At 66.2% G+C, this 26,457-nt stretch carries 31 protein-coding genes; 21 read left to right on the plus strand and 10 right to left on the minus strand.

All coding sequences use genetic code 11. The features are described 5' to 3' along the window. Window positions 1-10 precede the first annotated feature (10 nt). Window positions 11-496, plus strand: coding sequence for an NADPH-dependent FMN reductase (locus tag EV580_RS02020; RefSeq protein ID WP_133689485.1), 486 nt, complete (start codon window positions 11-13; stop codon window positions 494-496). Further along, window positions 493-993, plus strand: coding sequence for a flavin reductase family protein (locus EV580_RS02025; protein WP_133689486.1), 501 nt, complete (start codon window positions 493-495; stop codon window positions 991-993). The genes EV580_RS02020 and EV580_RS02025 overlap by 4 nt, the downstream gene beginning before the upstream one ends. Here EV580_RS02025 and EV580_RS02030 read toward each other — a convergent pair. Continuing rightward, window positions 980-2,602 (minus strand): ABC transporter substrate-binding protein, encoded by a 1,623-nt coding sequence (locus tag EV580_RS02030; protein ID WP_133689487.1) that lies wholly within the window; start codon window positions 2,600-2,602, stop codon window positions 980-982. The genes EV580_RS02025 and EV580_RS02030 overlap by 14 nt on opposite strands. 94 nt (window positions 2,603-2,696) lie before the next feature. Beyond that, a complete protein-coding gene (locus EV580_RS02035) occupies window positions 2,697-4,010 on the minus strand; it encodes an NtaA/DmoA family FMN-dependent monooxygenase (RefSeq protein ID WP_133689488.1) in 1,314 nt (437 codons plus the stop codon). A gap of 213 nt (window positions 4,011-4,223) precedes the next feature. Here EV580_RS02035 and EV580_RS02040 point away from each other — a divergent pair, with 213 nt between their 5' ends. After that, the gene (locus EV580_RS02040) at window positions 4,224-5,531 is read left to right on the plus strand and encodes an NtaA/DmoA family FMN-dependent monooxygenase (RefSeq protein WP_133689489.1); all 1,308 of its coding nucleotides are present in this window, start codon (window positions 4,224-4,226) and stop codon (window positions 5,529-5,531) included. A 23-nt stretch (window positions 5,532-5,554) separates the two neighbouring features. Here EV580_RS02040 and EV580_RS02045 read toward each other — a convergent pair whose 3' ends face one another. The 3 genes from EV580_RS02045 to EV580_RS02055 form a co-directional block, all read right to left on the minus strand. After that, window positions 5,555-6,838, minus strand: coding sequence for an HNH endonuclease signature motif containing protein (locus EV580_RS02045; protein ID WP_133689490.1), 1,284 nt, complete (start codon window positions 6,836-6,838; stop codon window positions 5,555-5,557). A 103-nt stretch (window positions 6,839-6,941) separates the two neighbouring features. After that, window positions 6,942-7,592 (minus strand): hypothetical protein, encoded by a 651-nt coding sequence (locus EV580_RS02050; RefSeq protein WP_133689491.1) that lies wholly within the window; start codon window positions 7,590-7,592, stop codon window positions 6,942-6,944. 20 nt (window positions 7,593-7,612) lie between these two features. Then, the gene (locus tag EV580_RS02055; RefSeq protein WP_133689492.1) at window positions 7,613-8,500 is read right to left on the minus strand and encodes an oxidoreductase; all 888 of its coding nucleotides are present in this window, start codon (window positions 8,498-8,500) and stop codon (window positions 7,613-7,615) included. On the opposite strand from EV580_RS02055, the gene EV580_RS02060 reads away from it, so the two are divergent. Then, window positions 8,464-8,988, plus strand: coding sequence for a GNAT family N-acetyltransferase (locus tag EV580_RS02060; protein ID WP_353619767.1), 525 nt, complete (start codon window positions 8,464-8,466; stop codon window positions 8,986-8,988). The two genes, EV580_RS02055 and EV580_RS02060, sit on opposite strands and share 37 nt — an antisense overlap. Here the strand turns inward: EV580_RS02060 and EV580_RS02065 are convergent. Continuing rightward, window positions 8,983-9,420, minus strand: coding sequence for an Rv2576c family protein (locus tag EV580_RS02065; RefSeq protein ID WP_166654559.1), 438 nt, complete (start codon window positions 9,418-9,420; stop codon window positions 8,983-8,985). The two genes, EV580_RS02060 and EV580_RS02065, sit on opposite strands and share 6 nt — an antisense overlap. A 204-nt stretch (window positions 9,421-9,624) precedes the next feature. Here EV580_RS02065 and urtA point away from each other — a divergent pair, with 204 nt between their 5' ends. The 9 genes from urtA (at window position 9,625) to EV580_RS02110 (ending at window position 17,686) form a co-directional block, all read left to right on the plus strand. Beyond that, entirely contained in the window at window positions 9,625-10,887 is a 1,263-nt protein-coding gene (urtA, locus tag EV580_RS02070; protein ID WP_133689494.1) for an urea ABC transporter substrate-binding protein, read from the plus strand. A gap of 35 nt (window positions 10,888-10,922) precedes the next feature. After that, window positions 10,923-11,807 (plus strand): urea ABC transporter permease subunit UrtB, encoded by an 885-nt coding sequence (gene urtB, locus EV580_RS02075; protein WP_133689495.1) that lies wholly within the window; start codon window positions 10,923-10,925, stop codon window positions 11,805-11,807. Further along, a complete protein-coding gene (gene urtC / locus EV580_RS02080) occupies window positions 11,804-12,916 on the plus strand; it encodes an urea ABC transporter permease subunit UrtC (RefSeq protein WP_133689496.1) in 1,113 nt (370 codons plus the stop codon). The genes urtB and urtC overlap by 4 nt, the downstream gene beginning before the upstream one ends. Next, a complete protein-coding gene (gene urtD, locus EV580_RS02085) occupies window positions 12,913-13,734 on the plus strand; it encodes an urea ABC transporter ATP-binding protein UrtD (protein ID WP_133689497.1) in 822 nt (273 codons plus the stop codon). Before urtC ends, urtD begins: the two co-directional genes overlap by 4 nt. Beyond that, a complete protein-coding gene (gene urtE, locus EV580_RS02090; protein ID WP_133689498.1) occupies window positions 13,734-14,426 on the plus strand; it encodes an urea ABC transporter ATP-binding subunit UrtE in 693 nt (230 codons plus the stop codon). Before urtD ends, urtE begins: the two co-directional genes overlap by 1 nt. A gap of 20 nt (window positions 14,427-14,446) precedes the next feature. Further along, complete coding sequence (locus tag EV580_RS02095; protein WP_133689499.1) at window positions 14,447-14,956, plus strand: hypothetical protein; 510 nt, start codon at window positions 14,447-14,449, stop codon at window positions 14,954-14,956. 63 nt (window positions 14,957-15,019) lie between these two features. Further along, complete coding sequence (locus EV580_RS02100) at window positions 15,020-16,102, plus strand: catalase family peroxidase (protein WP_286171417.1); 1,083 nt, start codon at window positions 15,020-15,022, stop codon at window positions 16,100-16,102. Then, window positions 16,099-16,638 carry a cytochrome b gene (locus EV580_RS02105; protein WP_133689500.1) on the plus strand — a complete coding sequence of 180 codons (540 nt, stop codon included), beginning with the start codon at window positions 16,099-16,101 and terminating at the stop codon, window positions 16,636-16,638. Before EV580_RS02100 ends, EV580_RS02105 begins: the two co-directional genes overlap by 4 nt. Window positions 16,639-16,657: 19 nt before the next feature. Beyond that, window positions 16,658-17,686, plus strand: coding sequence for a DUF2330 domain-containing protein (locus EV580_RS02110; protein WP_166654560.1), 1,029 nt, complete (start codon window positions 16,658-16,660; stop codon window positions 17,684-17,686). A 2-nt stretch (window positions 17,687-17,688) separates the two neighbouring features. Here the strand turns inward: EV580_RS02110 and EV580_RS02115 are convergent, their stop codons facing one another. Further along, a complete protein-coding gene (locus EV580_RS02115) occupies window positions 17,689-18,264 on the minus strand; it encodes a TetR/AcrR family transcriptional regulator (protein WP_286171418.1) in 576 nt (191 codons plus the stop codon). Between the two features lie 160 nt (window positions 18,265-18,424). On the opposite strand from EV580_RS02115, the gene EV580_RS02120 reads away from it, so the two are divergent. The 4 genes from EV580_RS02120 to EV580_RS02135 are packed head-to-tail and all read left to right on the plus strand — an operon-like array spanning window position 18,425 to window position 20,739. Then, complete coding sequence (locus EV580_RS02120; protein WP_133689503.1) at window positions 18,425-18,934, plus strand: nuclear transport factor 2 family protein; 510 nt, start codon at window positions 18,425-18,427, stop codon at window positions 18,932-18,934. Next, entirely contained in the window at window positions 18,931-19,815 is an 885-nt protein-coding gene (locus tag EV580_RS02125) for an SDR family NAD(P)-dependent oxidoreductase (RefSeq protein ID WP_133689504.1), read from the plus strand. The genes EV580_RS02120 and EV580_RS02125 overlap by 4 nt, the downstream gene beginning before the upstream one ends. Further along, on the plus strand, window positions 19,802-20,305 hold the full coding sequence (locus EV580_RS02130; RefSeq protein WP_133689505.1) for a nuclear transport factor 2 family protein: 504 nt from the start codon (window positions 19,802-19,804) through the stop codon (window positions 20,303-20,305). Before EV580_RS02125 ends, EV580_RS02130 begins: the two co-directional genes overlap by 14 nt. 14 nt (window positions 20,306-20,319) lie before the next feature. Continuing rightward, window positions 20,320-20,739, plus strand: a complete 420-nt coding sequence (locus tag EV580_RS02135; protein WP_133689506.1) for a VOC family protein — start codon at window positions 20,320-20,322, stop codon at window positions 20,737-20,739. Here the strand turns inward: EV580_RS02135 and EV580_RS02140 are convergent. Further along, window positions 20,736-21,188, minus strand: coding sequence for a hypothetical protein (locus tag EV580_RS02140; RefSeq protein ID WP_133689507.1), 453 nt, complete (start codon window positions 21,186-21,188; stop codon window positions 20,736-20,738). The genes EV580_RS02135 and EV580_RS02140 overlap by 4 nt on opposite strands. A gap of 246 nt (window positions 21,189-21,434) precedes the next feature. Between EV580_RS02140 and EV580_RS02145 the strand changes: the two genes are divergently transcribed. Next, complete coding sequence (locus tag EV580_RS02145; protein WP_133689508.1) at window positions 21,435-21,737, plus strand: DUF732 domain-containing protein; 303 nt, start codon at window positions 21,435-21,437, stop codon at window positions 21,735-21,737. A 36-nt stretch (window positions 21,738-21,773) separates the two neighbouring features. Here the strand turns inward: EV580_RS02145 and hisS are convergent, their stop codons facing one another. Further along, window positions 21,774-23,033: a histidine--tRNA ligase gene (hisS, locus tag EV580_RS02150; RefSeq protein WP_133689509.1), complete on the minus strand. Its 1,260-nt coding sequence runs from the start codon at window positions 23,031-23,033 to the stop codon at window positions 21,774-21,776. After that, complete coding sequence (locus EV580_RS02155; RefSeq protein WP_133689510.1) at window positions 23,030-23,692, minus strand: MBL fold metallo-hydrolase; 663 nt, start codon at window positions 23,690-23,692, stop codon at window positions 23,030-23,032. The genes hisS and EV580_RS02155 overlap by 4 nt, the downstream gene beginning before the upstream one ends. 136 nt (window positions 23,693-23,828) lie before the next feature. Between EV580_RS02155 and EV580_RS02160 the strand changes: the two genes are divergently transcribed. The 3 genes from EV580_RS02160 to EV580_RS02170 all read left to right on the plus strand — a co-directional run bounded on the left by EV580_RS02160 (window position 23,829) and on the right by EV580_RS02170 (window position 26,447). Continuing rightward, window positions 23,829-24,467, plus strand: coding sequence for a TetR/AcrR family transcriptional regulator (locus EV580_RS02160; RefSeq protein ID WP_133689511.1), 639 nt, complete (start codon window positions 23,829-23,831; stop codon window positions 24,465-24,467). Window positions 24,468-24,545: 78 nt separating this feature from the next. Further along, window positions 24,546-25,442: a peptidylprolyl isomerase gene (locus EV580_RS02165; RefSeq protein ID WP_133689512.1), complete on the plus strand. Its 897-nt coding sequence runs from the start codon at window positions 24,546-24,548 to the stop codon at window positions 25,440-25,442. Window positions 25,443-25,448: 6 nt separating this feature from the next. Then, a complete protein-coding gene (locus tag EV580_RS02170) occupies window positions 25,449-26,447 on the plus strand; it encodes a peptidylprolyl isomerase (protein WP_133689513.1) in 999 nt (332 codons plus the stop codon). Window positions 26,448-26,457: the final 10 nt, after the last annotated feature.

Consider the following 26,457-nt stretch of genomic DNA (forward strand, 5'->3'; position numbering starts at 1 on the left):
ACTCGCCGCTATGACCGTCGTTGTCGTAGGAAACCCCAAGCCCATGTCGCGGACCCGAGCCGCGGCCGAATTGGTCGCGCACAAGCTGACCGGCGTTGCCCCCCAGCATGTTATCGACGTCGTCGATCTCGGGCCGGGGCTGCTCGGCTGGGGCGACCCCGCGGTGGCCGCCGCCAAGGAGATCGTGAAGTCGGCGGACTCACTGGTGGTCGCGTCGCCGACGTTCAAGGCCACCTATACCGGGTTGTTGAAGTTGTTCCTCGACCAGTTCGGGCAGGGCGAGCTGAACGGCATCACCACCTACCCGCTAATGCTCGGCGCATCCCAGATTCATGCGCTGGCACCGGAACTCACGCTGCGTCCGGTGCTCGTCGAGATCGGCGCGAGCTGTCCGGCCCCGAGCCTGTACCTGCTCGACTCCGAGTACGAGACATCGCCGGATCTCGACAAATGGCTCGAGCTGGCCCGCCGCTTCGCCCCGCAGGTGTCGGCATGATCACCGCGGTCGACGGCAGGTTCGACCAGGCCCTGCTGCGTCAGGCGTTCGGCTGCTTCCCCAGCGGGGTGACCGCGTTCTGCGGTATGCGGGACGGCGTGGCCGAAGGCATGGCGGCAAGCTCGTTCACCACGGTCTCGCTCGACCCGCCGCTGGTGTCGGTGTGCGTCGCGAACACGTCGTCCACGTGGCCGAAACTGGCCGGCCTGCAACGCCTGGGCCTCTCGGTGCTCGCCGACGAGCACGCGCTGGTCGCCCGCTCACTGTCAGCCAAGAACGGCGACCGCTTCCGCGATGTCGACTGGACCTCCACCGAGAGCGGAGCCGTGTTCGTGCACGGCTCCACCCTGTGGCTGGAGTGCGCGCCGTTCAAACGGATCGAGGCCGGCGACCACCAGATCGTGGTGCTGCAGATCACCGCTCTGGCGGTGTATCCCGACGTGTCACCAATCGTGTTTCACCGCAGCGGCTTTCGTGAACTGGTCACGCCCGCTTGAGTGACTGCGGCCAGAAGATCGCCGGATAGAAGGAATTGTCCTCCACGCCGGACACATAGCTGTGCGAGATCGTGGAGTTCGGCGGCAGGCACAGCGGGATCCACAGGGCATCGTCGAGGATGATCTTGCTGCACTGCACATAGGTGGCCTGGGTCTCCTCCGGAGTCTGCGCCTGTACCGCCTTGTCCATGAGTGCGTCCAGCTCGGGGTTCGAATACTGGTAGAAGTTCAGGGGCTTGGCACCGGTGCGCGCGAGGATGCGGAAGGTGGTGTCCAGGTGCAGCGCATCACCGCCGAGGAAGCTCACCATCATGTCGGGCCGCTTCTCAGGCGGCTGGTTGGCCAGGTCGAATTGCTCGGAGACCGGGATGGTCCGCACGGTGACATCGAAACCGTATGCCGCGAGCTGGGTTTGGAGGAGTTCGGTCATCTGCTGGCGCGGCGCTCCGCCGTCCGCACTCCACGCCAGATCGATCTTCTTCGACGGCAGTGATCCCACCAGGGCCTTCAACGCCGCCCCGTCGACCTGACTGGGGAACGGCGCCAGGGTCGAGGAGAACGTCTGGTCCGGCCACATGCCCTTCTGCACGCTGGTGAGGCCGCCCCATGAGGTGGTGACCACCGATTCGCGGTCCAGCGCGGTCAGCATCGCCTGGCGCAGCGCCTTGTTGGCGAAGATCCCCGAGGTCGGGTTCAGCCAGACCGCCTCGCCGACACCACCGAAGGAGTTGACCACCGTGAAGGCCGAATTCTTCTGATAGGTCAGCACATCGGGGATCGCGAAACCCTTGGTGACCAGATCGAAGGCACCGGAGTCCAGTTGGAGCTTCTGGGTCGCGACACTGGGGGTGATGTCGATGCGTAGGGTCTTGAAAGTCGGCTTGGGGCCCCAGTAATCAGGGAAGGCCTCGAGCAGGTAGTGGCTGCCCGCCACGAATTCCTTGAACATGTAGGGCCCGGTGCCCGCGTCGTTGGTCTTGAGCCATTCCTGCGCCAGGTCGTCGCCGACGGCGTTCTTGGCGACCGCGGTGGGGCTGACCGCGAACGGCTGCCACGGACAGGCCATGTAGTGGATGAAGGCGTTGTTGCGTTCCTTGAGGGTGACGACGAACGTGGTGGGGTCGGGAGCGTCGGTCTTGACCACACCGGCCACCATGTAGGCCGGGCCCTGATCCACTTTCGCCCGCCGCTCAAAGCTTTTCACCCAGGATGCGGCGTCGGCGGGGGTGCCGTCGTGGAACTTCACACCGGGTTGCAGGGTGAAGGTGTAGGTGAGCTGGTCCGGTGAGACGGTCCACGACTTGGCCAGGTTGCCGATGATCGTCGACGAGCCGGGCTGGTAACGCACCAGACCCTCGTAGGCCGACTCCATCACCTGGACACCCTCGCCCTCGTACATGATGTCGGGGTCGGGCACCTGCATATCGGCGAGGAACGGCATGCGCAGGTTGAGGGTTCCGCCGTTGCTGGTGGTGCCGGGTCCGCCGCACGCCGCTAGCCACGACGCCAGTCCCAGACCGCCGACGGTGATGCCGCCGGCCTTGAGGAAGGCGCGCCGGTTCCACTCGGGGCCGGTGATCCGGGTCCCGGAATTCCTGTTGTCGTTCATGAATGCCTCCTGCTCGGCTGGTTGCGACGAGTTAAACGTGACTGGATGACACGGCCGCGTCGCCGCAATGCACCGCGTATTACGCCGGTGAGTCCTAGAATTCGAGGAGATTCTCGCGGAAGGTGCGGTGGGAATAGCCATCTCGGATCAGCCCGCGCTTACGCAGGGCCGATGCGAGACCGTCGGCGATCTCGGCGATGTTGCGCCGCGTCACCACCGGCGACAGTAGGAAACCGTCACCGCCGACTTCCTCCATGGCCTCACCCATCTTGGCCGCGACGGTGTCCGGGGATCCGACGAATGCCAGTCCCGCGTGGGTGTCGACGGTGGCAATCGCCTCCCGCAGGGTCTTGCCCCGCGCGCCCTCGATGAACGTGCGCAACGTGCTGGTCTCCCCGTTCCCCCACACGTCGGGCACTTCCTTGTCGAGATCGAAGGTGGAGAAGTCGAACTCCCCACCCGAGGTGTAACTCAGCCCCCACAAGGCCTTTTGGATGGCATGCTCGCTCCACCGGGCCGCCGCCATGTCCTCCTCGCGGGCCTGTGCCACCCGGTCGGTGTCGCCGAGGATGGGGTCGATCAGGAACAGGATCTTCAGTGTGCTGGGGTCGCGGCCGTACTCGCGCATCCGCCGGTGCATATCCAGCCGGAACGCTTTCATCGACTCGATGCTGGTGCCATGGGCCAGCATCGACTCGGCGTACTTGGCGGCCAGATCCCGCCCCGCCGGGGAGGCGCCGGCCTGCACGATCACCGGCCTGCGCTGCGGGCCGGGAATGGTGTTCAGCGGACCGCGGGTGCGGAAGTACTTGCCGTCGAAGTCGACGGTGTGCACTTTGGTGTGGTCGGCATAGCGCGGCGTTTCCTGATCGACGAGCACACTTCCCGGCTCCCACGAGTCCCACAGCGCACCAACGGCTTCCATCCACTCCTTGGCCATCTCGTAGCGTTCGCTGTGCAGCATCAGGTCGTCGTAACCGTACTGCTGAGCGGCCCGTGCCGAGCTGCCGGTGACGACGTTGAGGCCCACCCGGCCCTCGGTCAGGTGATCCAGCGTGGTCATGGTCCTGGCGGCCATGTACGGGTGGTAGAAGCTCGTCGACAACGTCACCGCGATGCCGATGTTCCTGGTGCGCTGGGTCAGCAGCGGAATCAGCGGAACCGGATCGCATTTGGGGGCCAGTATGCCGTACTTCAAGGTGGTTTCCATCGATCGGCCGTAGGCGTCCTCGACCATGCTGGTGTCCTCGACCAGCAGGTAGTCGAAACACGCTCGCTCCAGTGATGCGGCCAGGTCGACGAACAGGTCACCGCGCATCCAGTCGTGGCCGGTGCTGCCCGCCCACGGATCGAGCGCCCAGGTCTGCACGCTGAAACCGCTGCCCATGAACCAACCGAGATGAAACATGCCAAACCTCCTTGCCGCTCAATGTGACTGGTCGATGTTTCGGTCACCGCATTTTCGGTTCCACGCGCATTACGCTGGCGCCCACCCTTTTAGGGATTTCGGCGCGTTTTCGTTCGCCCAGCGGCGGTTTTCGCGCCGAAATCGCTACCGGCGTAATACGGATTTTCACGACGCGCCACAGTCCGGAAATCGCCTGCGGGTGAAGTCACAGTCATGGCGAAGAAGATGCATCTCGGCTGGTTCATGAATTACGCTCCGCCGCAATGGCTGAACCCGTTCGACCGGGTGAACTCGTCATGGGCGAACGCCGACTTCCACATCGAGATGGCCAAGATGCTCGAGGGCGCCTGCTTCGACTACCTCATGATCGAGGACACGCTGATGGTGTCCAATGCGTTCGGCAATTCCACCGAGGCCGCGCTCAAGCATGCGCTTCAGGTGCCCAAGCTGGACGCCACCGTGCTGGCCGGGGCGGTCGTCAAGGCGACGACCAAGCTCGGTGTGATCGCCACCGCGTCGATCCTGTCCTATCCGCCGTTCACGCTGGCCCGGATGATCGCCAGCCTCGACCACCTCTCCGACGGGCGATTCGGCTGGAACATCGTCACCTCAGGTGAAGAGCAGGCCGCGCACAACGTGGGGCTCGACGCCCTACCGCCGCGGCAGGTGCGCTACGACATGGCCGACGAGTTCGTCGAGGTGGTCACCAAGCTGTTGGCCTCGTGGGATGAGGGCGCCGTGGTGATGGATCGCGAGTCGGGGACCTACGTCGACCACACCAAGGTTCACGAGGTGAACTTCGTCGGCAAGTTCTACAAGTCACGCGGCCCGCTCAACGTTCCGCGCACCCCGCAGGGCCGACCGGTGTATCTACAGGCGGGCGGCTCCCCGCGCGGACGGCAGTTCGCCGCCGAGACAGCCGATTCCATCGTCGCGATCGCCGAAGGCATCGACGGAATGATCGACTACCGCAACGACATCCGGGCCCGCGCGCAGGCCGCCGGCCGCAATCCCGACGACATCAAGGTGATGTTCCTGGTGACCCCGGTACTGGGTGACAGCGCCGCGGACGCCGAGGCCAAGCGGTACTCGATGGTCAACACCGATGCGTTCATCACCAGCCAGCTGGGCATGATTTCGACCGTCACCGACATCGACTTCTCGAGCTTCCCTCTGGACGAAGAGCTGCCACCACTGACCACCAACGGTGAGCAGGGGTCGTTGAACAAGTTCATGCAGGCCGGTAGCGGTAAGACCCTGCGCGAACTGGCCACCACGGCAACCGGATTCGCCAGTTGCCTGCCGCTGGTCGGGACGCCCGCCGACGTCGCCGCCGAGATGGCCGATGCCATGGAAGCTGTGGGCGGGGACGGCTTCCTGCTGACCACGCCCCTGCAACACCTGAGCCGCCGGTATGTCACCGACATCACCGAAGGCCTGGTACCCGCGCTGCGCGACCTCGGCGTCGTGCGGGAGTCGTACGAATACGACACCCTGCGGGAGAACCTGCTGGCGTTCTAGCGCCCAGTTCGCCCCACCCAGGGTTAGTCCTTTTCGTCGTCCTTGGGAAGCAGTCGTTCGGGGTGGTGGTAGTCGTTGGTGCCGCCGCGTAGTGGGACGTCGGGTGGTGGGGTCCATTCTGTTTGGCCGTTAGGGAGTTGGCGGGTGTTCCAGCCGTCGTTCTCAACGAGCAGGTTGTCGCATTTGCAGGCCAGGGTGAGGTGGTCGATGTCGGTGGTGCCGCCGTGTTTCCAGTCTGTGGTGGCGTGATGCACTTGGCTGTTGTAGCCGTTGACGGTGCAGCCGGGTGCGGTGCAGCCACGGTATTTGGCGAGCAGCATGATGCGTTGATCCGCTGACGCCAGCCGCTTGCTGCGGCCCAGCCACAGGGATTGGCCGGTCACGCCGTCGAACACCGCCAGATAGTTGTACGACGGCGTCGCAGCCCGGATCAGGTCCGTCATGGGGATCAAGGTTCCGCCGGCGGTGACGGCCTGACCGGCTCCGGCCTGCAGGTCTTGCAGCGTGGTGGTGACGATCATGGTGACGGGAAGTCCTTTGTGCTGGCCGAGTTTCGGATCACCCAGCCGGTCCCGCACCAAGTGGGTTAAGGCGTCGTGTTGGCGTTGGGCGTGGCTGCGCAGATCCTCGGGCTGCGGTGCGGCGACTTTCGCAAACCAGGCGTCGAGCTGGGCCCGCAACATCGGATCAGCGATCAGCTTTCCCACACTCATACCGTCGGCGCGTTGACCGCCGCACCATTGGAAGCCGCGCTTGCGGGCGCGGTCCTCGTCGGAGAACTGCCCGTCGGGATTGAGGTGGGCGGCCAGCCGGTCAGCCACCTTCTCCAGCTGATCGGGCCGCATCGTCCGGGCATGCTCAGCTAGCGTCCGTTCGGCCTTCTCCACCTCGACCGGCCCGACATGATCGGGCACGTCCCGGAAGAACTTCTGAATGACCCGCACATGTTCGATGTCGAGATCACCTGCGTCCCAGGCTTGGCCGACTTCGGGGAGCAGAGCCGCCAACGGCTCGCCAGTCAGGCTGGTGCGCGGCGTGAGTTGTTCGGCATCACGCATCCGACGCTTGGCCGCGCTCCGGCTGATCCGCAGCACATCAGCCAGCACGATCGGAATCGGCGGACACCCCTCGTAGCGCTCCAACCGCAGGGTCTGCGCATGGGCCGTGGCGACCTGCCGACGGATCGCGTTCTCGAGCCGTTCCAACGCTGCGAACCGCTGCGGCGCAGGCAGGTCCCCGACATCGGCAGCAACCACACGTTCGACCGCGGCATCCAGCGCATCCAACGCCACTTCAATCGAACTCATGTTCGAAACATTACGGCCCACCGCCGATAAAACTGACCCCGGAAACCAGTCTGTGGATCAACCCGAGTCTGGGGATAAACCCCATCCGCCCAACCGAATTCGGCTAGTCGCCCAACTCCCCCGCGATGCCCCGCTCGAGTGCGGCTCTGGTCCGGTCGGGCAGCACGAGAAGCCCGTCGAGCTCACCGCGAGCCAGCTGGTACGCGCGCTCACGCTCCTGCGGGGTGGCACCGTGATCGGCGGCCACCCGCAGCAGGCTCTGCGCCCGCGTCATCCGCTGCTGGTCTTCCCTGGAAAAATCGCTGCGCCTGCGCCGGCGGGCCTCGCTCTCGGCGGCGTCGAACGCGGTCGCGTATTCCTCGACCGCCTCGAGATACTGCCGCGCCGCCTCCGGATCGTCGAGCAGATCCTCGGCCTTGCCCGGGCGCAGCAGCTCCGCACGCAGTTTCGCCCGGTGGAAGGCCAGCGTGAGCGGATCGCGCATATCGGTCATCGCCGGAAAGTCGAGCAGTTTGGCGGCGTCGAGCTCGTAGTCCAGCCAGCGCGTATCGGTGCGGTTGTGCTCGTCGATCACCCGGGTGACCGTGCGCCATTGTGCCGCATGGCTTTTGGCCTCGTCGCGGGCCGGCAGCGCCTCGGGCGCATCAGGGGATCGCTTGGTGAGCGCCGAGATACCCCGGAACGCCGCGTACAGCGCACCGACGATCGGCACCAGGACGAGCAGTAGCTCGACCAAGCGGAAAATCATCCCCACCTGGCCAGGATGCCACCTGTCTAGCCGGGTCCGTCGCTGGCCGCGGCAAGCAACGGCACCAAGACATCACTGATCGGCGTCGCCAGCCCGTGCTCGGCAGCCTTGCGAACGATGACGCCGTTGCGAATATCCCACTCCAGACGGCGGTGCGCTTCGGCATCGGTCAGCATCGACGTGGTCAGATCCTCCGGTGCGGCGACGAAGATCCCAAGCATCTCGTCGATGACCGAATCAGGCAGCGCCGCGCCTTCGGCACGGGCCACCGCCAGGCATTCGGCGACATAGCGGCGTGCCAGCGCGGCGACATCGTCGCGGCGGAACATCCCGGACCGTCTCCGCGCCAGCACCATGAACCCGGCCAGCGCGTTGACCAACAGCTTGCGCCAGGTCTCGGTGCGGAAGTCAGGATCCAGCTCTACCGTCATCCCGGCCGGACGCAGCACCGCTGCCAGCGTTTCGGCGTCGTCGCCGTCGGGCAGCACCAGCCGCACGCCGGTCCGCAGTCGCACCCAGCCGCCCGGCTGCGTCTCGGCCGAGAACCACACAACGGCCGGCACGATATGGGCCGACGGACTGAACTTTCCGACCCGCTCGACCTGCTCGACACCGTTCTGCAGCACGCACACGACCGTGTGGCCGTCGCACAATGTCTGCAGCCAGCCGGCCGCCGCTTCGTTGTGAGTGTCTTTCACCGCAAGCAGGACCACGTCGACGACGCCGCCGACGTCGGCGGGATCGGTCAACACCGGCCCGGGGACGACGATCGCGTCCTTGTCATCCGGCCGGACCTCAATCTGATCTCGCGGCGTGTGACCACACAACGTCACCTGATGACCGGCCGCATGCAGCAGCGCGGCGACGGTGGAACCTATTGCGCCGGGACCGACAAGCGCTATCGAGCTACCCACCGCTCCAAACGTACCGACGCAGTCTGTGGCTTTACCGTGAGCAGATGTTGTTACGCCGGGCCACCGCGGCCGATGCACCCGCCATCGCACACCTCGTCGAGCGGGCCTACGAGAAGTACGTCGCCCGCATCGGCCGCCGGCCCGCACCGATGGACGCCGACCACGCCGCGCTCATCGAGACCGCCAACACGTGGGTGCTGATCGACAACGACCAACTCGTGGGCAGCATCGTCACCGTCGTGATGGACGACCACCTGTTACTCGAGTCCATCGCCGTCGCGCCCGAGGCGCAGGGCCGCGGGTACGGCGCTCTACTTCTCCGCCGCACCGAGGACGACGCTCACGACGCCGGCCTGACCGAGGTCCGCCTCTATACCAATGCCGCAATGACCGAGAACATCGCCATGTATCCGCGGTTCGGCTACGTCGAGACGCACCGAGCCGGTCAGGACGGCTTCCGCCGGGTGTTCTTCACAAAGAAGTTATGAGGTCCACTTCGACAGGTAGCACTGCGGGCTGTAGGGGGCGTCCTGCGCGACGGCCACCTGGCCGTCGATCGACACCTCGCAGTGCGCGTTAGGGGCGCCCTGCCCACCGTGCGTGGTGCTCGCGACCTGCAGGAATGCCCACTGCGGGTCGTCGAGGGTGGTTTGGAAGACCCACGGCGCATCCGGCGACACCGTGATGGTCTCGCGCTTCATGAACGGGTTGGAATCCGCGTTGAAGGCGTCCTTGCTGGGCGGCTGAGCCGTCAGATAGGTGATGGTGAAGTCGTATGTGCCGCCCGTCGCGAGCGTGTAGGTCACCTGGTGTCCTGGCGCCGGATCGGCGTTCGACACCGCGTGAGTGGCCGCAACACCGGCAGCCGCCATCACCAGCGCCGCCCCAACCCTTGCTGTCACTTTTCGCATATCCGCCATATCGGCCACGCTACCGACAGCGTTACCCGTGTCGGCACCCCTCCGGAACCAGCGAATGAATAGCAGGTTAACCCGTTCGTCACACACAGATATGTCACAGAAACTTATGCGCTCTAACGTCCGGGTCGACACCAACCGTGGGTTCGGGGGCCAACAGGTCTGTCGCGGCCCAATGCTTGTCGTTCCCAACATGAAAGGGCCTCTATGCAACTCCGGCGTTCCGCTCTGAATCGATCGGCTTTGGCTGCGACGAGCGTGATGGTGACGGCAGGACTCGTGCTGTCCGGCTGCGGCAGCAAGGCGAGCGAGACGGACTCAGCAAAGTCCGAATCGTGCGTCGACACGTCTGGATCCAACATCAAGGTGGGTTCGCTGAACTCGTTGTCGGGCACCATGGCGATCTCCGAGGTCACCGTGCGCGACGCCATCAAGCTCGCCGTCGACGAGATCAATTCCAAGGGCGGTGTGCTGGGCAAGCAGATCCAGGTTGTCGGCGAGGACGGGGCCTCTGACCCGGCCGTTTTCGCGCAGAAGGCCGAGAAGCTGATCAAGGACGACTGCGTTGCCGCGGTGTTCGGCGGCTGGACCAGCTCGAGCCGCAAGGCCATGCTGCCGGTGTTCGAGAGCAACAACTCGCTGCTGTACTACCCCGTGCAGTACGAGGGCCTGGAATCGTCGAAGAACATCTTCTATACCGGCGCCACCACCAACCAGCAGATCGTGCCGGCCCTGGACTTCCTCAAGGAGAAGGGCGTCACGTCGCTGTATCTGGTGGGTAGCGACTACGTCTTCCCGCAGACGGCCAACCGCATCATCAAGGCCTACGCGGCGGCCAACGGGATCGAGATCAAGGGCGAGGACTACACCCCGCTGGGCTCCACCGACTTCTCCACGATCGTCAACAAGGTCCGCGCGTCCAACGCCGGCGCGGTGTTCAACACCCTCAACGGTGACTCCAACGTCGCGTTCTTCAAGGAGTACACCAACGCCGGCCTCACCCCGCAGAAGATGCCGGTGGTCTCGGTGTCGATCGCCGAGGAAGAGGTCACCGGTATCGGCGCGCAGAACATCGCCGGCCAGCTGACCGCGTGGAACTACTACCAGACCCTCGACAATCCGGTGAACAAGGCGTTCGTGGCGGCTTACAAGGCCAAGTACGGCCAGAACAAGCCCACCTCGGACCCGATGGAAGCCGCCTACGTGTCGGTCTACCTCTGGAAGAACACCGTCGAGAAGGGTAAGTCCTTCGACGTCAAGGCGATTCAGGACAACGCCGGCGGCGTCACCTTCGACGCTCCGGAGGGCCTGGTCACCATCGACGGCGAGAACCACCACATCACCAAGACCGCGCGGATCGGCGAGATCCATCCCGACGGCCTGATCTACACGATCTGGGAGTCCCCCGGCCCGATCACCCCGGATCCGTATCTGAAGTCCTACCCGTGGGCCAAGGGCCTGTCGGGTTAATCGGGGCGAGCGAAGCGACGGGGAATTAGCACAGTATGGAAGTCCTTGTCGGACAGCTGGCGACGGGATTGAGTCTCGGCTCAATCCTGTTGCTGGCGGCATTGGGGCTGGCGCTCACCTTCGGCCAGATGGGCGTCATCAACATGGCGCACGGCGAATTCATCATGGTCGGCTGCTACACCGCGTTCGTGGTACAGAAGCTGATCTCGAATGCCGGTGCATCCCTGCTGGTTTCGCTGGTCGTGGGATTCGTGGTGGGCGGCCTGCTCGGAGTTCTGCTGGAAGTCACCCTGATTCAGCGGATGTACGACCGGCCGCTGGACACGCTGCTGGTGACGTTCGGCGTCGGGCTGATCCTGCAACAGGCCGCCCGCAGTATCTTCGGCGCGCCCGCGGTCAACGTCTCCGCGCCGACGTGGTTGTCGGGCGGCGTCGAGATCCTCGGCGCGGTGGTGCCCAAGACCCGGATTTTCATCCTGGTGCTGGCGGTCGTCTGCGTTGTCGTGCTGGCGTCTGTCCTCAAGATGAGCCCGATGGGGCGGCGCATCAGGGCCGTCGTGCAGAACCGGGATCTGGCTGAAACCAGCGGTATTTCGAGCCGGCGCACGGATATCACCACGTTCTTCATCGGCTCCGGACTGGCCAGCGTGGCCGGTGTGGCGCTGACGCTGATCGGGTCCACCAGTTCGACCATCGGTCAGAGCTATCTGATCGACGCGTTCCTGGTGGTCGTGGTCGGCGGACTCGGCCAGATCAAGGGCACGGTGATCGCGGCGTTCGCACTCGGAATCATGAACTCGTTCATCGAATACAGCACCACCGCATCGCTGGCGAAGGTGATCGTGTTCGTGATCATCGTCATCTTCCTGCAGGTCCGCCCGCAAGGGTTGTTCACCGTGCGGACAAGGAGTTTGGTATGAGAGCGCTGGTGGGCCGGTGGCAGACCTGGGCCGGTTTCGCGGTCGCCGCCATCGTGCTGTTCGGCGTGGCGCCCGCGGTGCTGTCCAGCTTCCGGCTCGGCCTGCTGGGCCAGTACCTCTGCTACGCGATCGTCGCGGCGGGTATCGGGCTGGCATGGGGGCGCGGCGGCATGCTCACTCTGGGCCAGGGTGTGTTCTTCGGCCTTGGCGCCTACATGATGGGCATGCACCTCAAGATCGCCGACGCCGAAGTCCGCAAGCAGGCGGTTCCGGATTTCATGCAGATCGCGGGAATCCCTGCGCTGCCATCGTATTGGGAGCCCTTCGCCTCGACGGCGTTCACGCTCGCGGCGATCGTCGTGGTCCCCACGGCGATCGCGGCACTGCTCGGGCTCGGCGTGTTCAAGCGCCGCGTCAAGGGCGCCTACTTCGCGATCCTGTCCCAGGCGCTGGCCGCCGCGCTGGCGATCCTGCTCGTCGGGCAGGCGACATTGGGCGGCAGCAACGGGCTCAACGGCTTTCGGACGTTCTTCGGGTTCAAACTGTCCGATCCGGTGAACCGTCAGATGCTGTACTTCATCGCCGCGGGCACGCTACTCGTGGTCGTCGCGGTGGTGCGCCAGTTGATGCAGAGCCGCTACGGCGAGCTTCTGGTCGCGGTGCGTGACGGCGAAGAACGCGTCCGGTTCCTGGGCTACGACCCGGCCAACATCAAGGTCGTCGCCTATACCGCCGCCGCGCTGTTCGCCAGTATCGCCGGCGCGCTGTTCGCGCCGATCATCGGTTTCATCACCCCGGCCAACGTGGGCGTCGTACCGTCCATCGCCTTCCTGATCGGTGTGGCGATCGGCGGCCGGACCACCCTGCTCGGACCCATCCTGGGTGCCATCGGTGTGGCGTGGGCGCAAACGGCCTTCTCCGAACGCTTTCCGTCGGGCTGGACCTACGCCCAGGGCCTGCTGTTCATCGTCGTCGTCGGCTTCTTCCCCGCCGGACTGGCCGGTCTGGGTGCACTGTTCCGCCGGCGCAAGCGCACGAAGGACGCCGCCGAACCCAGTGGTGAGCCCGATCCGCAACCCGAATCCGAACCGGTGGGAGCTGCGCAATGACCGAAGTCGCGGAACCGGTAGCCGGCGGCAATGTCGGCATGGGCACGCAGTATCTCGAAGTCCGCGGTCTCACCGTCGATTTCGACGGGTTCAAGGCGGTCAACGAAGTCGACCTCACGCTGTTCCAGGGCGACCTGCGATTTCTGATCGGCCCCAACGGCGCCGGTAAGACCACCGTCATCGACGCGATCACCGGTCTGGTGCCCGCCACCGGATCGGTCGACAAATCGGGTGTCGATCTGCTGGGCAAGAAGGTCCACCAGATCGCCCGGCTCGGGGTCGGCCGAACCTTCCAGACCGCAAGCGTTTTCGAGCAACTGAGCGTGCTGCAGAACCTCGACATCGCCGCGGGGGCGGGCCGGTCGTGGCTGACCCTGCTGCGTAGGCGCAAGGCGGTATTGCCCGCCATCGAGGAAGCGCTCGAGACGATTGGGCTGTCCGACCTGGCGGATCGTCCGGCCGGCGTTCTGGCCCACGGCCAGAAGCAGTGGCTGGAAATCGGCATGCTGCTTGTGCAGAACGCCGATGTGCTGCTGCTCGACGAACCGGTCGCCGGGATGAGCGGCGAGGAACGTGAGGAGACCGGAAACCTGTTGCGCCGCATCGGTTCCTCGCGCACCGTCGTCGTCGTCGAGCACGACATGGATTTCATGCGGGCCTTCGCCACCTCGGTGACGGTGCTGGCCCGCGGCCAGGTGATCGCCGAGGGTTCGGTCGCCGAGGTGCAGGCCAACCCGAAGGTGCAGGAGGTCTACCTGGGCACCGCGGCGGCGGGCACCGACGGCATTCCGGACGAACTGATCGAGGAGACTGCCTGATGCTCGAATTGGTCGACGTCCGTACCGGATACGGACGATCACAGGTCATCCACGGCGTCAGCATCGAGGTGCCCTCCGACGGAGTCGCCGCGGTCATGGGGCACAACGGTGCGGGCAAGACGACGCTGCTGCGTGCGGCGGTCGGCCTGCTGAAATGCAGCGCAGGCAAGGTCTTGCTGCACGGTGACGATGTGACGAAGCTGCGGCCCAGCGCCCGGGTGAAGCGCGGGCTGGCCTATGTGCCGCAGGGCCAGCAGTCGTTCGGTCAGCTGACCACCGCCGAGAACCTTCAGGTCGTGGCCGATGGCCGCAGAGGAGGCAAGCAGCTGATCGACGAACAGCTCGACCTGTTCCCCGCCCTCAAGGAATTGCTCACGCGCCGAGCCGGTCTGCTCTCCGGTGGCCAGCGTCAGCAGCTGGCCATTGCGCGGGCACTGATCACCAGCCCGAAGATCCTGATCCTCGACGAGCCGACAGAAGGCATCCAGCCATCGGTGGTCGCCGAGATCGAAGCGGCGATCACCGCGCTGACCCGCCGGGGTGACCTCGGCGTGCTGCTGGTCGAACAGCACATCGGCTTCGCACTCGAATCCGCTCAGCAGTACTACATCCTGGAGGCCGGCCGGGTGACCTCCAGCGGGACGGGCGGGTCGGCGTCGGAGGCCGACGTGCGGGCCGCGATGGCCATCTAGTGGCTATCTAGACTCACCGGATGCCCCGCATCCTGCGTGAGGTCGGCGGTCTGGTGATCGCCGAGGACGGCCCCCTGGTTCTCGTCATCGACCGGGGTAACGGCCCGCGCGCCGTGCTCGCGTTCGTTGCCGGTGTCGTCGCGCTGGTCTTCGGCGGATTCGGTGCGGTCAGCCTGGCCGCGATCACGCCCGTGTGGCTGGGTCTGGCGTTCCTCGCCGTCGGGGTGGCGAGTGCGGCGATCACCGCCGTGGCGGTGCGGCACATCCGGGGCACCCGAGCGATCCCGGTCAGCGACTACCGCCCGGTGGCGGTGTTCGACCGCGCCGCGCGGGTCTTGCGCGACGGGAACGGAACCGTGGTGGCCACACTCGATGCCGTCACCATCCACCGCCGGATGCAGATCGGCTCCAGTTCACCCACGCTGGTGGCGCAGACACCTGCGGGTTCCTTCGTGCTGCTGCGGGGCAACCCGTTCACTGGCGGCCTCGGCGACCTCGACTCCGTACTGAGGGCTGCCACCGCCATCTAGACTTGCCGCGTGACGTGTGTCACGACAGTGAACAAAATCCGCCGGCAGCGCGTCCCCACATAGGTGACCAACCGTCCGCGCTGGGGAGTGAACGCCGCCGTCAACCGCCGGTCGGTTCTGGTCGGGCTGGGCGCGGTCGGCGCCTTTCTCGCCGTCGATCTGGGAGCCGTGGCCTACGCCAACAAGTGGATCGGGTCGGACAGCTCCCGCACGACGTTCCTGAACGGATTCCGGACCGTCAACGGTCCGCAGCTCGGCTTCCGCAAGAACCACGCCAAGGGCCTGGCCGTCAGCGGCTACTTCGAGAGCAACGGCAACGCCGCGGACCTCAGCCGTGCCGCTCTGTTCCGGCCGGGGCAGGTTCCCGTCGTCGGCCGGTTCTCGCTGTCCGGCGGCGATGCCCACGTGACCGACGCCCCCGGCGCACCCCGAGGCCTGGGACTGGCGATCGGGTTTCCCGGCCGCGACCAGTGGCGGACGGCGATGCTGAATCTTCCGGTGTTCCCGGATAATTCACCGCGCGGGTTCTACGACCGGTTGCTCGCGTCCAAGATCGTGCCGGGGACCGGCCAGCCCGATCCTGCCGCGACGAAGGCCTTCCTGGCCGCCCACCCGGAGACCGCCGCCGCTATGGACATCATCAAGAAGCACCCACCGGGTAAGGGGTTCGGCGACAGCACGTTCCGCAGCCTCAACGCCTTCTATTTCGTGAACGAGGCCGGCGTCCGCACCCCGGTGCGATGGTCACTCGTGCCGCAGCAGAACAGCGCCCCGGCCCCGCGCTCCGGGAATGCCAACGGCCTGTTCGACGCGTTGATCCGCCAGCTGCGTGGCGGGCCGCTGCGCTGGCATCTGCTGGTCACCATCGCGCAGCCCGGCGACCCGTTGACCGATGCCACACTCCCCTGGCCCGACGACCGCCAGAGCATCGATGTCGGGCTGCTCACGCTGACCGCGGCGGCGACCGAGGCGCCCGGCAATGCCCGCGACGTCAACTTCGATCCCCTGGTGCTGCCCGACGGCATCGAACCGTCCGACGACCCGTTGCTTTCGGCGAGATCCGACATCTATGCGGCGTCATATCGGCAGCGCACGGGCGAACCGAAGTCGCCACCGGCGGTTCAGGTGTCAGAGGTCGGCCCGTGACCGAGATCGACCGCTACCCGGTCCGCACCCGAATTCTGCACTGGCTCACCGCCGCCCTGGTGTTCAGCGCGCTGTTCATCGGGTTCGTGATGGTGAACTCGCTGGGCGGCTACGGCGCGCTGGTCGGTGTGCACATGACGCTGGGGGTGCTGATCCTGCTGATTGTGGTGGTGCGCGCGGCCAACCGCTTCACGCACCGCACACCGCGATTGCCGGACACCGTCGGCTCGGTCGAGCATCTATTGGTCGTCGGTTCCGAAATCGGCCTGTACGCACTGATGTTGGCGCAGCCGCTGATCGGGTGGGCGATGGTGTCCGCGGCCGGTCGCCCCGTCGTGGTGTTCGGCTCGGTTGCGCTGCCGCGGATCGCGCCGTTCGACGCCGATCTGTTCTTCGTGCTGCGCCAGGCGCACTCGGTACTCGCGTATCTGCTCGTAGCGGCGATCGCCGCGCACGTGTCGGCGGTGTTGTTGCACACTCTCACGCTGCGCGACCGGATGCTCAGTCGCATGACTTTCGGCACGCGGCACGACTGAGCCAGGCATCATGGCTGGCATGCGTACAACGCATGTCGTCACCGCGGCCCTTCTGGCCGCCGGAATGCTCGTCGCGAGCCCCGTTTCGACCGCGGGTGCATGCGCCTGCGGTGGCATCGTGAGCCCCGACCTCGACGCCCGGGTGACCGGGGAACAGAGCCTGGTCGCCATCGACGGCACCAACGAGACCATCGTCATGCGCCTGGACTTGCACTCGGTGGCCGACAACGCGGCGCTGATCGTGCCGACTCCGACGCCGGCCACCGCCACCTCGGCCAACCCCCGCCTGTTCGCCGAACTCGAGCGGCTCACCGCTCCACGGATCGAGCCCAGCCGGACCGCAGGAAGCGGGCTCGATGAGGCCGGCGCCGTCCCCGCCGGGGGCCCGACCGTCGTCGCGCAGGTGCAACTCGGCCCCATCGAGGCGACCACCTTGACCGGTGGCGATCTCACCGGCGTGCGTCAGTGGCTGGATGGACACGGTTATACGATGCGCCCGGAGGTCACCGCCCAGCTCGACCCCTATCTCACACAGGGCTGGTCGTTCGTGGCGATGCGACTGACCGGGGAACGGCCGCTCAGTGGTCAGCTGGACCCGGTCCGGCTGGACTTCACCTCCGACAAGCTGGTGTACCCCATGCGAATGTCAGCCGCCGCCAACGATACTCAGCGGGTGGTGGTCTACACCCTGGCACAGCACCGGATGCAACGAACCGACGCCGACGCTACCCACCAGGACGTCGCCGTCGACTACGCCGGCTCGATCCAGGGCCGCACCAGCGACCAGACACTGACCGAGCTGAGCGCCAAAAATCCCTACTTGACCAGGATTTCGACGACAATCATCCAACCGTCGTCCATCACAACGGATTTCACCTTCGCCCCGGCGTCCACCGATGACCCCTATCAACGGGTGATCCACCATGGTTCCGACAGCGACGACGGCGGAAATCTTCTGGTGACGCTGGGCGTCGCGGTGATCGTGATCATCGTGGCGACGGCGGTCGGGCTGATCTGGGTGTTCACCCGCAGGCGAGGGGTGCGCTGAAACTAGCTCTGCAGGCTCAAGATCCGCCGGCCGGCCTCGAGCAGCCGTGCGCGCAGGGTGTCGTCGTCGATGTCGGGTGGCGCCGTCGCGGCACCGCCTGCCAGTCCGGTCAGGGCCACCGCCGCGTTGATGGCGCCCGCCGGGCAGCTCCGGTCGGTCAGCAGCGCGAGCTGACGGTCGATGACGGCTGACCATTCGGGCTGGTTGCGCAAAACGTCGCGAACACTGGGGTCGAACGTGGTGACCGCGGCCAGCGTCCGATGGGCCGCCACCACTCCGGCATAGCCGGCCAGCATCGCTTCGGTCTTGGCGCGCGCGCCGCGCTTGCGCTCGGCAGCATCGACCACCTGGGCGATCTCGGTGAGGATGGGCTTCATCAGGGCGAGCAGGAGTTGCTCCCGGGTCCGGAAGTGGTAGTAGATCGCCGCTTTGGTCAGGCCCAGCTCGTCGGCGATCAACTGCAACGACGTGCCGGCGAAGCTGTACCGGTTGAACAGGTCGATCGCGGTGTCCAGCATCCGCCGCCGGGTGGTCGGGGTCCAGCCGGTGTCATCGGCCAAGGGCGCTTCCGCGGTCACCCGGCCACTGTACTTGCCGAGCGGAAAGGTATTCACAAAACCGTGCATTTCACGCGGAGTTACATTACTTTACGATCAGCTAGTAAATCTGTTTGATTGCGGGACAGTCAGATTCGATGGAGGTGCAACCCTGAACCCGGATACCCATGCGATCGGGGAAATGCTCGACCGGGAGTCGATCCGGCAGTGCCTCGCGCGGTTGGCCCGCGGTGAGGACCGGCGCGACGCGGCCCTGATCGACGGCGCGTTCTGGCCCACCGCGACCGTGGATTACGGCATCTTCGCCGGATCCGTCGACGACTACCTGGCCTGGGTGGTCCCCGGTTCTGTCGACGTCGTGGTCACCCAGCATGTGCTGGGGCAGAGCCTGATCCAGTTGCATTCGGATACCGCTCTGGCCGAAACCCACGTTCTCGCCTATCACCGGATTCGCGCCACACCAGAGGACCGCGACACGATGATCGGCGGCCGCTATCTGGACTGGCTGGACAAGGTCGGCGGCCACTGGCGGATCGCGCGCCGCACCATGCTCTACGACTGGTACCGCGACATGGGCGAGGCCGTCGACTGGTCGGCCGGGCTCATGGGCATGCCGTTGGACGCCGGTCGCTACACGGGGCGCGCCGTCGGCGACCCGAGCGGAGCACTGCTCGGCGAGGAGACAGCGTGACGTCGCTTGCCGGGGCGGTCGCCGTCGTCACCGGGGCCAGCCGCGGCATCGGGAAGGGCATCGCGCTGGCACTCGGCGATCATGGCGCCGTCGTGTACCTCACCGGCCGCACGACCGCCGCGGGCCAGCACGATCTTCCGGGCACCGTCACCGAGGCCGCGGTCGAGGTCACCCGGCGCGGCGGCACCGGGATCGCGGTCCCCGTCGACCATTCCGACGACGCACAGGTGGCCGCACTGTTCAGCCGGGTCCGCGCCGAGCAGGGCAGGCTCGATATTCTCGTCAACAATGCGTTCGCCCTGCCGGAGAATCTGACCGACCCCGAACCCTTCTGGGAGAAGCCGCTTTCGGATTGGGCGATGGTCGACGTCGGCGTGCGCTCCAGTTTCGTGGCCGCCCGCCACGCCGCCGAGATCATGGTCGGACAGGGCTCCGGCCTGATCGTCGCCACCTCCGGCTATACCGGCGCCACCTACACCTACGGCGTTGTCTTCGGACTCTGCAAGACCGCCGTCGACCGCATGGCCCGTGATATGGCGATCGAACTCGCGCCGCACCAGGTCGCCTCGGTGTCCCTGTGGCAGGGACTGACGATGACCGAACGCGCGCACCGCAACCTCGCCGCACGGCCCGAGATGACCAGGTCCCCGGTCACCATGCCGAGCGCCGGCAGCTCCCCCGAGTTTCCCGGCCGGGTGATCGCGGCCCTGGCCACCGATCCCGATCTCATGGACCTGTCGGGCGGCACGTTCATCACCGCCGAACTCGCCGCGCGCTACGGCATCACCGATATCGACGGCCGCATCATCCCGTCGCTGCGGTCAGAACGCGGATCGCCCATCTGGGGTCCCCTCGCACAGGAGTCTCATGACCGACATTGATCAGCGGCTACGCACCGTGCTCGACCGCCAGGACATCACCGACTGCCTGACCCGGTTCAGCCGCGGCATGGACCGCTTCGACCGGGAACTCTTCGTCTCAGCCTTTCACCCCACCGCCGTGATCGCCGCCGGCGACTTCACCGGCGGACCCGATGACCTGTACCAATGGGCGCACGGCATGCACGAGGACGGTCAGATCGCGACACACCACTATCTGCTGAACCACAGCTGTGAGATCGACGGCGACGTCGCACACAGTGAGACCTATTACCTGTTCGCCGCGCGCAACCGCGACGACAGCAACTGGCTGGCCGGCGGCCGCTACCTCGACCGGCTTGAACGCCGTGATGGCGAGTGGCGAATCATGCTGCGTGACAATGTCATCGAATGGTCCGGCATGCTGCCTACCATGCCGATCCCGTTCGCCGACAGTGGTAACAACCTCGTCGCGGCGCGTGACCGTACCGATCCGTCGTACCTTCGATCCTGACAAGGCTGAACCGCATGCACCGTAATCTGTTGAAAACCTTCATCATCGACGTTCCGTCGGCAGCGAAAGACGACACCGTCTCCTTCTGGGAGCACGCGCTCGGCGCCACCGTCGTGCCGACCGGTGTCGACGAATACACCTACCTCCACGACGCGTCGCCGGACAATCGGATCGTCGTCCAGGATGTCGGATCATCGCGCGCGGGAGTGCATTTCGACATCCACACCGATGATCTCGACGCCGAGATCACCCGGCTGCTCGCGCTGGGCGCAACCATGGTCGACGACTCGTTCGCCACACATCCCGGCCGCTGGGTCATCATGCGCGACCCGGCAGGGCTCGACTTCTGCGTGGTCGACGCCGCCAACCCGCTACGCGGCCAGGAAGCCTTCGACGACTTCCAGCGCCGGGCCAAGACCGTCGGCTCTCCTTAGCCCGCGTCGAGCAGATGCGTGGAGTCCGACGGGGACGCCACCAACGCCCTGAGCCGGCCGAACAGGTCGATCGCCGACTGGACGGCCTGATCGACGAAGGTGCCGAACTCGGCACCACCCGATCGGTAGCGCCGCTCGGCCAGTACCCCGACGAGACGCGGATCCGAGGACTCGAAGACTGCGGCGGTCACCTGCGGGTCGGCGTCGTTCCACTGGTCGACGAAGTCGGCGACCCGCGCGCGGTGCGCGGCCGGGTAGTACCGCTCGGCAGAGATGCTGATCCGCACCGCCGCCCCGTCGGGCCCGCACGGCTGCAGGTGGACGTGTAGGCGACCGTGGTAGGCGCTGACGAGGAAGAAGTACTCGTCGTCGTGGTGTCCGCGGAAGCACCGGACCTGCCGAGTGCGCAGGTAACTCTCGATGAGCTCAGTACCGGCCGCGGTGTTCATAGTTGTCAAACGGGCCGCGGGAACGACACGGTTCCCGAAAAGCCCAAGGGTCCACCAAGAATCCCTTGAGAATTGGTTAAATGAGGGAGCACGGCCCACAACTTGAATTCATGTCCCAAAAGGCCCGGTTTATCGGCGCGTGATTGGCGCGCCCTCGAACTTTGGGCTTTCCCTGCGCATCTGCTGAAAACCTAGTAACTTCTGCCGCAGCAGTAACTCCAATGCACACCACAAGGGACAAGAACAATGATCAAAGGTTTGTTGACGGCGGCTGCTGCCGCCGGGGCCATCGCGCTCGTCGGCGCGCCCGCAGCGTGGGCGATCACCAACGCCGAGGCTGACTACATCAAGGATCTGACCAGCGCCGGAATCGCCGGTGACCAGGCAGCTTTGATCGCCGACGGCCACACCATCTGCCAGGCCCTCGCGGGTGGCGCAGACCCCAACCAGCTGTCGCAGACGTACTTCACCAACTCCGGCCAGATCAGCCACGCTCAGGCGGACGCCGCGATCAATTTCGCGAAGACCGATCTTTGCCCGGCTGGCTGATAGCCAACTGAACAATGCGAAACGCGGCTGGCCTTTTTAGGCCAGCCGCGTTTTCACTTCTGTGATAACCGCATCGACCGGAACGTCGACCTGTGTGCCGGTCGCGAGGTCCTTGACCCCAACGGTGCCGGCCTCGATGTCGCGGTCGCCCGCCACCAGGGCGATCCGTGCGCCCGAGCGATCGGCGGCCTTCATCGCACCCTTCATGCCCCGGTCGCCGTAGGCCAGATCGACCCGCACGCCGTCGGCGCGCAGCCCCGCCGCCAGTGTCGCGAGCATCAATTTGGCCTGCTCACCCAGCGGCACCCCGAACACGTCGCAGCGGCTCGGGTTTCCGGCGGTCTTGCCCTCCGCCCGCAGTGCCAGCACGGTGCGGTCAACACCGAGGCCGAAGCCGATACCCGACAGGTCCTGGCCGCCGAGCTGACGCATCAACCCGTCGTAGCGGCCACCGCCACCGATCCCGGACTGCGCCCCGAGGCGAGAGTGCACGAACTCGAACGTGGTCTTGGTGTAGTAGTCCAGCCCGCGCACCATCCGCGGGTTGATCACGTACGGAACCTTCAGCGCGTCGAGGTGCGCGAGCACGGTCTCGAAGTGCTGCTTGGCGACATCGGAGAGGTGATCGAGCATCACCGGTGCGTCGGCGGTCATCTCGCGCATGTGCGGGCGCTTGTCGTCGAGCACCCGCAGCGGGTTGATCTCGGCACGGCGCTTTGTGTCGTCATCCAGGTCCAGCTTGAACAGGAAGTCCTGCAGCAGCTCCCGGTACTGGGGACGGCAGGAATCGTCGCCCAGTGAGGTGATCTCGAGGCGGAAACCGTCCAGCCCGAGCGAGCGGTAGCCCGCGTCGGCGATCGCGATCACCTCGGCGTCCAGCGCCGGGTCGTCGACGCCGATGGCTTCGACTCCGACCTGCTGCAGCTGCCGGTAGCGCCCGGCCTGCGGGCGCTCGTAGCGGAAGAACGGGCCGGCGTAGCAGAGCTTGACCGGCAGCGCACCACGGTCCAGCCCGTGTTCGATGACCGCGCGCATCACGCCGGCGGTGCCCTCGGGCCGCAGCGTCACCGAACGATCACCGCGGTCGGCGAAGGTGTACATCTCCTTGGACACCACGTCGGTGGATTCACCGACGCCGCGGGCGTACAGCCCGGTGTCCTCGAAGATGGGCAGCTCGACGTCGCCGTAGCCGGCCAGCCTGGCCGTCCGCAGCAGGCCGTCACGGACCGCGACGAACTCTGCCGACTCCGGCGGCAGATAGTCGGGAACACCCTTGGGTGCCTGGAATTCACTCACTGAGTCAGACCTTCGAGGAATGGGTTGGTACGGCGTTCGAGACCAATGGTGGTGGATTCACCGTGCCCCGGTAATACCAGGGTGTCGTCATCGAGCACCAGTAGTTTTTCGACGATCGAGCCCAGCAGGTCCCTCCCGCTGCCGCCGGGCAGGTCGGTACGCCCCACCGACTGTTTGAACAACGTGTCCCCGGTGAACGCCAGCTGGTCGCCGAGATCCACCCGGAACACCACCGATCCCCTGGTGTGGCCGGGGGTGTGATCGACGGTCACCGTGATGCCCCCGAGCTCGAGTTTGTCCCCGTCCCGGTCGAGTTCCACGACCTGCTTCGGCTCGCGGAACAGCGCCCCGAACGCGATCTGCCCGAGCCGGGGCCCGAAGCCGCGGATCGGGTCGGCGAGCATGAACCGGTCCTCGGGGTGGATGAACACCGGGCAGCCGAACGTGTCGCCCACCTTCTGCGCCGACCACATGTGGTCGATGTGCCCGTGGGTGAGCAGCACGGCGGCCGGGGTCAGCCGGTTCTCGTCGAGAATGCGCCGCAGGTTGGCAAAAGCACGCTGGCCCGGGTCGACGACGATGGCGTCGGCCCCGGCGCGTGGGGCCAGCACGTAGCAGTTGCATGCCAACATGCCTGCCGGGAACCCGGTGAGCAGCACATCGTCCAGTTTCCCATCCCGTATCCAGCCCGCTCGCAGGTATCCGGCCCAAACCCGCCGCGCGCGAGATAATTGACGTCTTAAATAATTTAGACGGAACACGGGCCACCTCGCCGAAGGAGAATCGGGCCAGGCAATGACCGAAGTAGACCGCGACGCGATCGTGGACACCGCACTGGAACTGTTCGTCGTGCACGGTTTCTACCCGACGACCCTGGCCGATATCGCGGCCGAACTCGACGTTGCTCCCGATGCGCTCGCCGCCTCGTTCCCGGACAAAGAGTCTTTCGTCTTCGCCGTCGTCGACGATCTCTTCGGCGCCATCCTCGCCGACCTCGCCGCCTCGCCGGAATCAGAAGACCTGGTCGAAGGGCTGCGAACCGCGCACCAGAACACCGTGGCCCGGGTCGTCGCCGGCGACGGACCGGTGCCACTACATCGTATGCAGCGCATGGGCCGGGTCATCGCGGCCAATCCGTCTGTGGCGCAAGCTGTCTCGGTTCGCCGCAAGCAGGTGCTCGGGTGCGGCCTTGCCGACCAACGCGGAGTAGGCCACGACGATCCCAAGATCGCCAGAGCCGTGACGGTGTGGTCGGCGGTGATGGCCTGCACGCACGCGGCGGCCGCCCACGACGAACCGGATCTCACACCGCAGGCCGACCGCTTCTCGACGGATAACACGACTCATCGGCTGAACCTCACGTTCAACCTGGTCCGCGGGAGTGCGTCGGCCGACGCGCCGCCGCAGGGCCTGCCACTGCGCCCCTACTGGTAATCCGTCCCGCGGGCGTCCAAGCAACCGCACGTAGAGTGGGGCGTCAGTCTCAACCGACTCCAACGGAGGACCACCCCGGTGCCCACCAACGAACAGCGACGTGCCACGGCCAAGCGCAAGCTCGAGCGACAGCTGGAGCGTCGCGCCCAACAGGAGAAGCGTCGTCAGCTGTTCGTCGTGATCGGCGGCGTGGTGGCCATCATCGTGGCCGCGGCCCTGGTCGCCACGTTCGTCCTGACCAACAACGACAAGAAGGACACCGCGTCCGCCTCCACCTCGGCGCCGAGCAGCGCCCCGGCTGATCCCGGTGCACCCACCGACGCTCCCCCGCCCGCCGGCGGCCTGCCCGCGTTCAAGCCCAGCGCGAACCTGGGTGCCAACTGCCAGTACCCGGCGTCGCCCGAGCCGGCCAGCAAGAAGGTCGACCCGCCGCACAGCGGCAAGGTGCCGACCACTCCGGCGACCGTCAGCGTCAGCATGAGCACTACCGACCGCGGCAACCTCGGCCTGGTCCTCGACAACGCCAAGGCACCGTGCACGGTCAACAGCTTCGCCAGCCTGGCCCAGAAGGGCTTCTTCGACAACACGCCCTGCCACCGGTTGACGACGTCGCCGTCGCTGTCGGTGCTGCAGTGCGGCGATCCGACCGGCAGCGGAACCGGTGGACCGGGCTATCAGTTCGCCAACGAGTACCCCACCGACCAGTACCCGCAGGGTGACCCCGCGCTGCAACAGCCGGTGACATACCCGCGCGGCACCCTGGCCATGGCCAACGCCGGCCCCAACACGAATGGCAGCCAGTTCTTCCTGGTCTACAAGGACTCGCAGCTGCCGCCGAACTACACCGCGTTCGGGACGATCGACGCGACCGGACTGGCCACCCTGGACAAGATCGCAGCCGCAGGTGTGGCGGGCGGCGGCCAGGACGGCAAGCCGGCGACCCCGGTGACCCTCAAGTCGGTCCTGCTGGACTAGCCGGCGATGAGCCAGCCGCCGCCGTACTACCCGCCACCACCGCCGCCTTACGGTGCGCCGTACGGGCCGTATCCCTATCCCGCGCCGCAGCCGACCAATGGGATGGCGATCGCGTCGCTGATCTGTGCGTTCCTGTTCGCACCGCTGGGCATCGTGTTCGGCCACATCTCGCTGTCCCAGATCAAGAAGTCCGGCGAGGAGGGCCGCGGTCTGGCGATCGCCGGGCTGGTGGTCAGCTATCTGGTGACTGTCCTGAGCATCGTCGTCGTGGTCGCCAGCATCGCGTTCTTCGCGTGGATGGCGCGCGAGCTGGAACGCACCGGCGGCGCGGGCATTCCGCGGCGGACCACCACCGCGGCACCCGGCAGCGACCAGCTGCCGCCGTTCAACCCGCCGGCCACCCTCGGCGCGAACTGCCAGTACCCCGCAACGGCGACACCGGCCTCCAAGCCCGTCAAGCCGCCGGCCCCCGGCAAGGCGCCGACCACTCCGGCGACCGTCGACGCGACGGTGGTCACCAACTCCGGGCCGATCGTGCTGCACCTGGACAACGCGAAGGCGCCATGCACGGTCAAGAGCTTCGAGAGTCTGGTCCAGCAGAACTACTTCGACGACACCCCGTGCCACCGGCTCACCGACGCATCGTCCTTGTCGGTGGTGCAGTGCGGTGACCCGACCGGTCAGGGCAGCGGCGGGCCGGGCTACCGGTTCGCCAACGAGTACCCGACCAACCAGTACCGCCCGTTCGATCCGGCCCTCAAGCAAGCCGTGAAGTATCCGCGCGGCACGCTGGCGATGGCGAACTCCGGCCCCGACACCAACGGCAGCCAGTTCTTCATCGTCTATCGCGATTCGATGCTGCCGCCGACGTATACGGCGTTCGGCCAGGTCGACAAGACCGGTTTCGGGATCGTCGACGGCATCGCGGCGACGGGCATCGCCGATGGTGCCGACGACGGGAAGCCGGCCAAGCCGGTGACGATCAAGTCGATCCGGCTCAACTGAGCCTGCGCCC

The organism is Mycobacterium sp. BK086 (assembly GCA_004362315.1).
Lineage (GTDB): Bacteria > Actinomycetota > Actinomycetes > Mycobacteriales > Mycobacteriaceae > Mycobacterium.

Excerpts from the sequence above, each read along its gene's own strand:
- EV580_RS02020 (WP_133689485.1), top strand. The coding sequence starts at position 11 with ATGACCGTCGTTGTCGTAGGAAACCCCAAGCCCATGTCGCGGACCCGA.
- EV580_RS02025 (WP_133689486.1), top strand. The coding sequence starts at position 493 with ATGATCACCGCGGTCGACGGCAGGTTCGACCAGGCCCTGCTGCGTCAG.
- EV580_RS02030 (WP_133689487.1), bottom strand. The coding sequence starts at position 2,602 with ATGAACGACAACAGGAATTCCGGGACCCGGATCACCGGCCCCGAGTGG.
- EV580_RS02035 (WP_133689488.1), bottom strand. The coding sequence starts at position 4,010 with ATGTTTCATCTCGGTTGGTTCATGGGCAGCGGTTTCAGCGTGCAGACC.
- EV580_RS02040 (WP_133689489.1), top strand. The coding sequence starts at position 4,224 with ATGGCGAAGAAGATGCATCTCGGCTGGTTCATGAATTACGCTCCGCCG.
- EV580_RS02045 (WP_133689490.1), bottom strand. The coding sequence starts at position 6,838 with ATGAGTTCGATTGAAGTGGCGTTGGATGCGCTGGATGCCGCGGTCGAA.
- EV580_RS02065 (WP_166654559.1), bottom strand. The coding sequence starts at position 9,420 with ATGGCGGATATGCGAAAAGTGACAGCAAGGGTTGGGGCGGCGCTGGTG.
- urtA (WP_133689494.1), top strand. The coding sequence starts at position 9,625 with ATGCAACTCCGGCGTTCCGCTCTGAATCGATCGGCTTTGGCTGCGACG.
- urtB (WP_133689495.1), top strand. The coding sequence starts at position 10,923 with ATGGAAGTCCTTGTCGGACAGCTGGCGACGGGATTGAGTCTCGGCTCA.
- urtC (WP_133689496.1), top strand. The coding sequence starts at position 11,804 with ATGAGAGCGCTGGTGGGCCGGTGGCAGACCTGGGCCGGTTTCGCGGTC.
- urtD (WP_133689497.1), top strand. The coding sequence starts at position 12,913 with ATGACCGAAGTCGCGGAACCGGTAGCCGGCGGCAATGTCGGCATGGGC.
- urtE (WP_133689498.1), top strand. The coding sequence starts at position 13,734 with ATGCTCGAATTGGTCGACGTCCGTACCGGATACGGACGATCACAGGTC.
- EV580_RS02095 (WP_133689499.1), top strand. The coding sequence starts at position 14,447 with ATGCCCCGCATCCTGCGTGAGGTCGGCGGTCTGGTGATCGCCGAGGAC.
- EV580_RS02110 (WP_166654560.1), top strand. The coding sequence starts at position 16,658 with ATGCGTACAACGCATGTCGTCACCGCGGCCCTTCTGGCCGCCGGAATG.
- EV580_RS02120 (WP_133689503.1), top strand. The coding sequence starts at position 18,425 with ATGCTCGACCGGGAGTCGATCCGGCAGTGCCTCGCGCGGTTGGCCCGC.
- EV580_RS02130 (WP_133689505.1), top strand. The coding sequence starts at position 19,802 with ATGACCGACATTGATCAGCGGCTACGCACCGTGCTCGACCGCCAGGAC.
- EV580_RS02135 (WP_133689506.1), top strand. The coding sequence starts at position 20,320 with ATGCACCGTAATCTGTTGAAAACCTTCATCATCGACGTTCCGTCGGCA.
- EV580_RS02140 (WP_133689507.1), bottom strand. The coding sequence starts at position 21,188 with ATGAACACCGCGGCCGGTACTGAGCTCATCGAGAGTTACCTGCGCACT.
- EV580_RS02145 (WP_133689508.1), top strand. The coding sequence starts at position 21,435 with ATGATCAAAGGTTTGTTGACGGCGGCTGCTGCCGCCGGGGCCATCGCG.
- EV580_RS02160 (WP_133689511.1), top strand. The coding sequence starts at position 23,829 with ATGACCGAAGTAGACCGCGACGCGATCGTGGACACCGCACTGGAACTG.
- EV580_RS02170 (WP_133689513.1), top strand. The coding sequence starts at position 25,449 with ATGAGCCAGCCGCCGCCGTACTACCCGCCACCACCGCCGCCTTACGGT.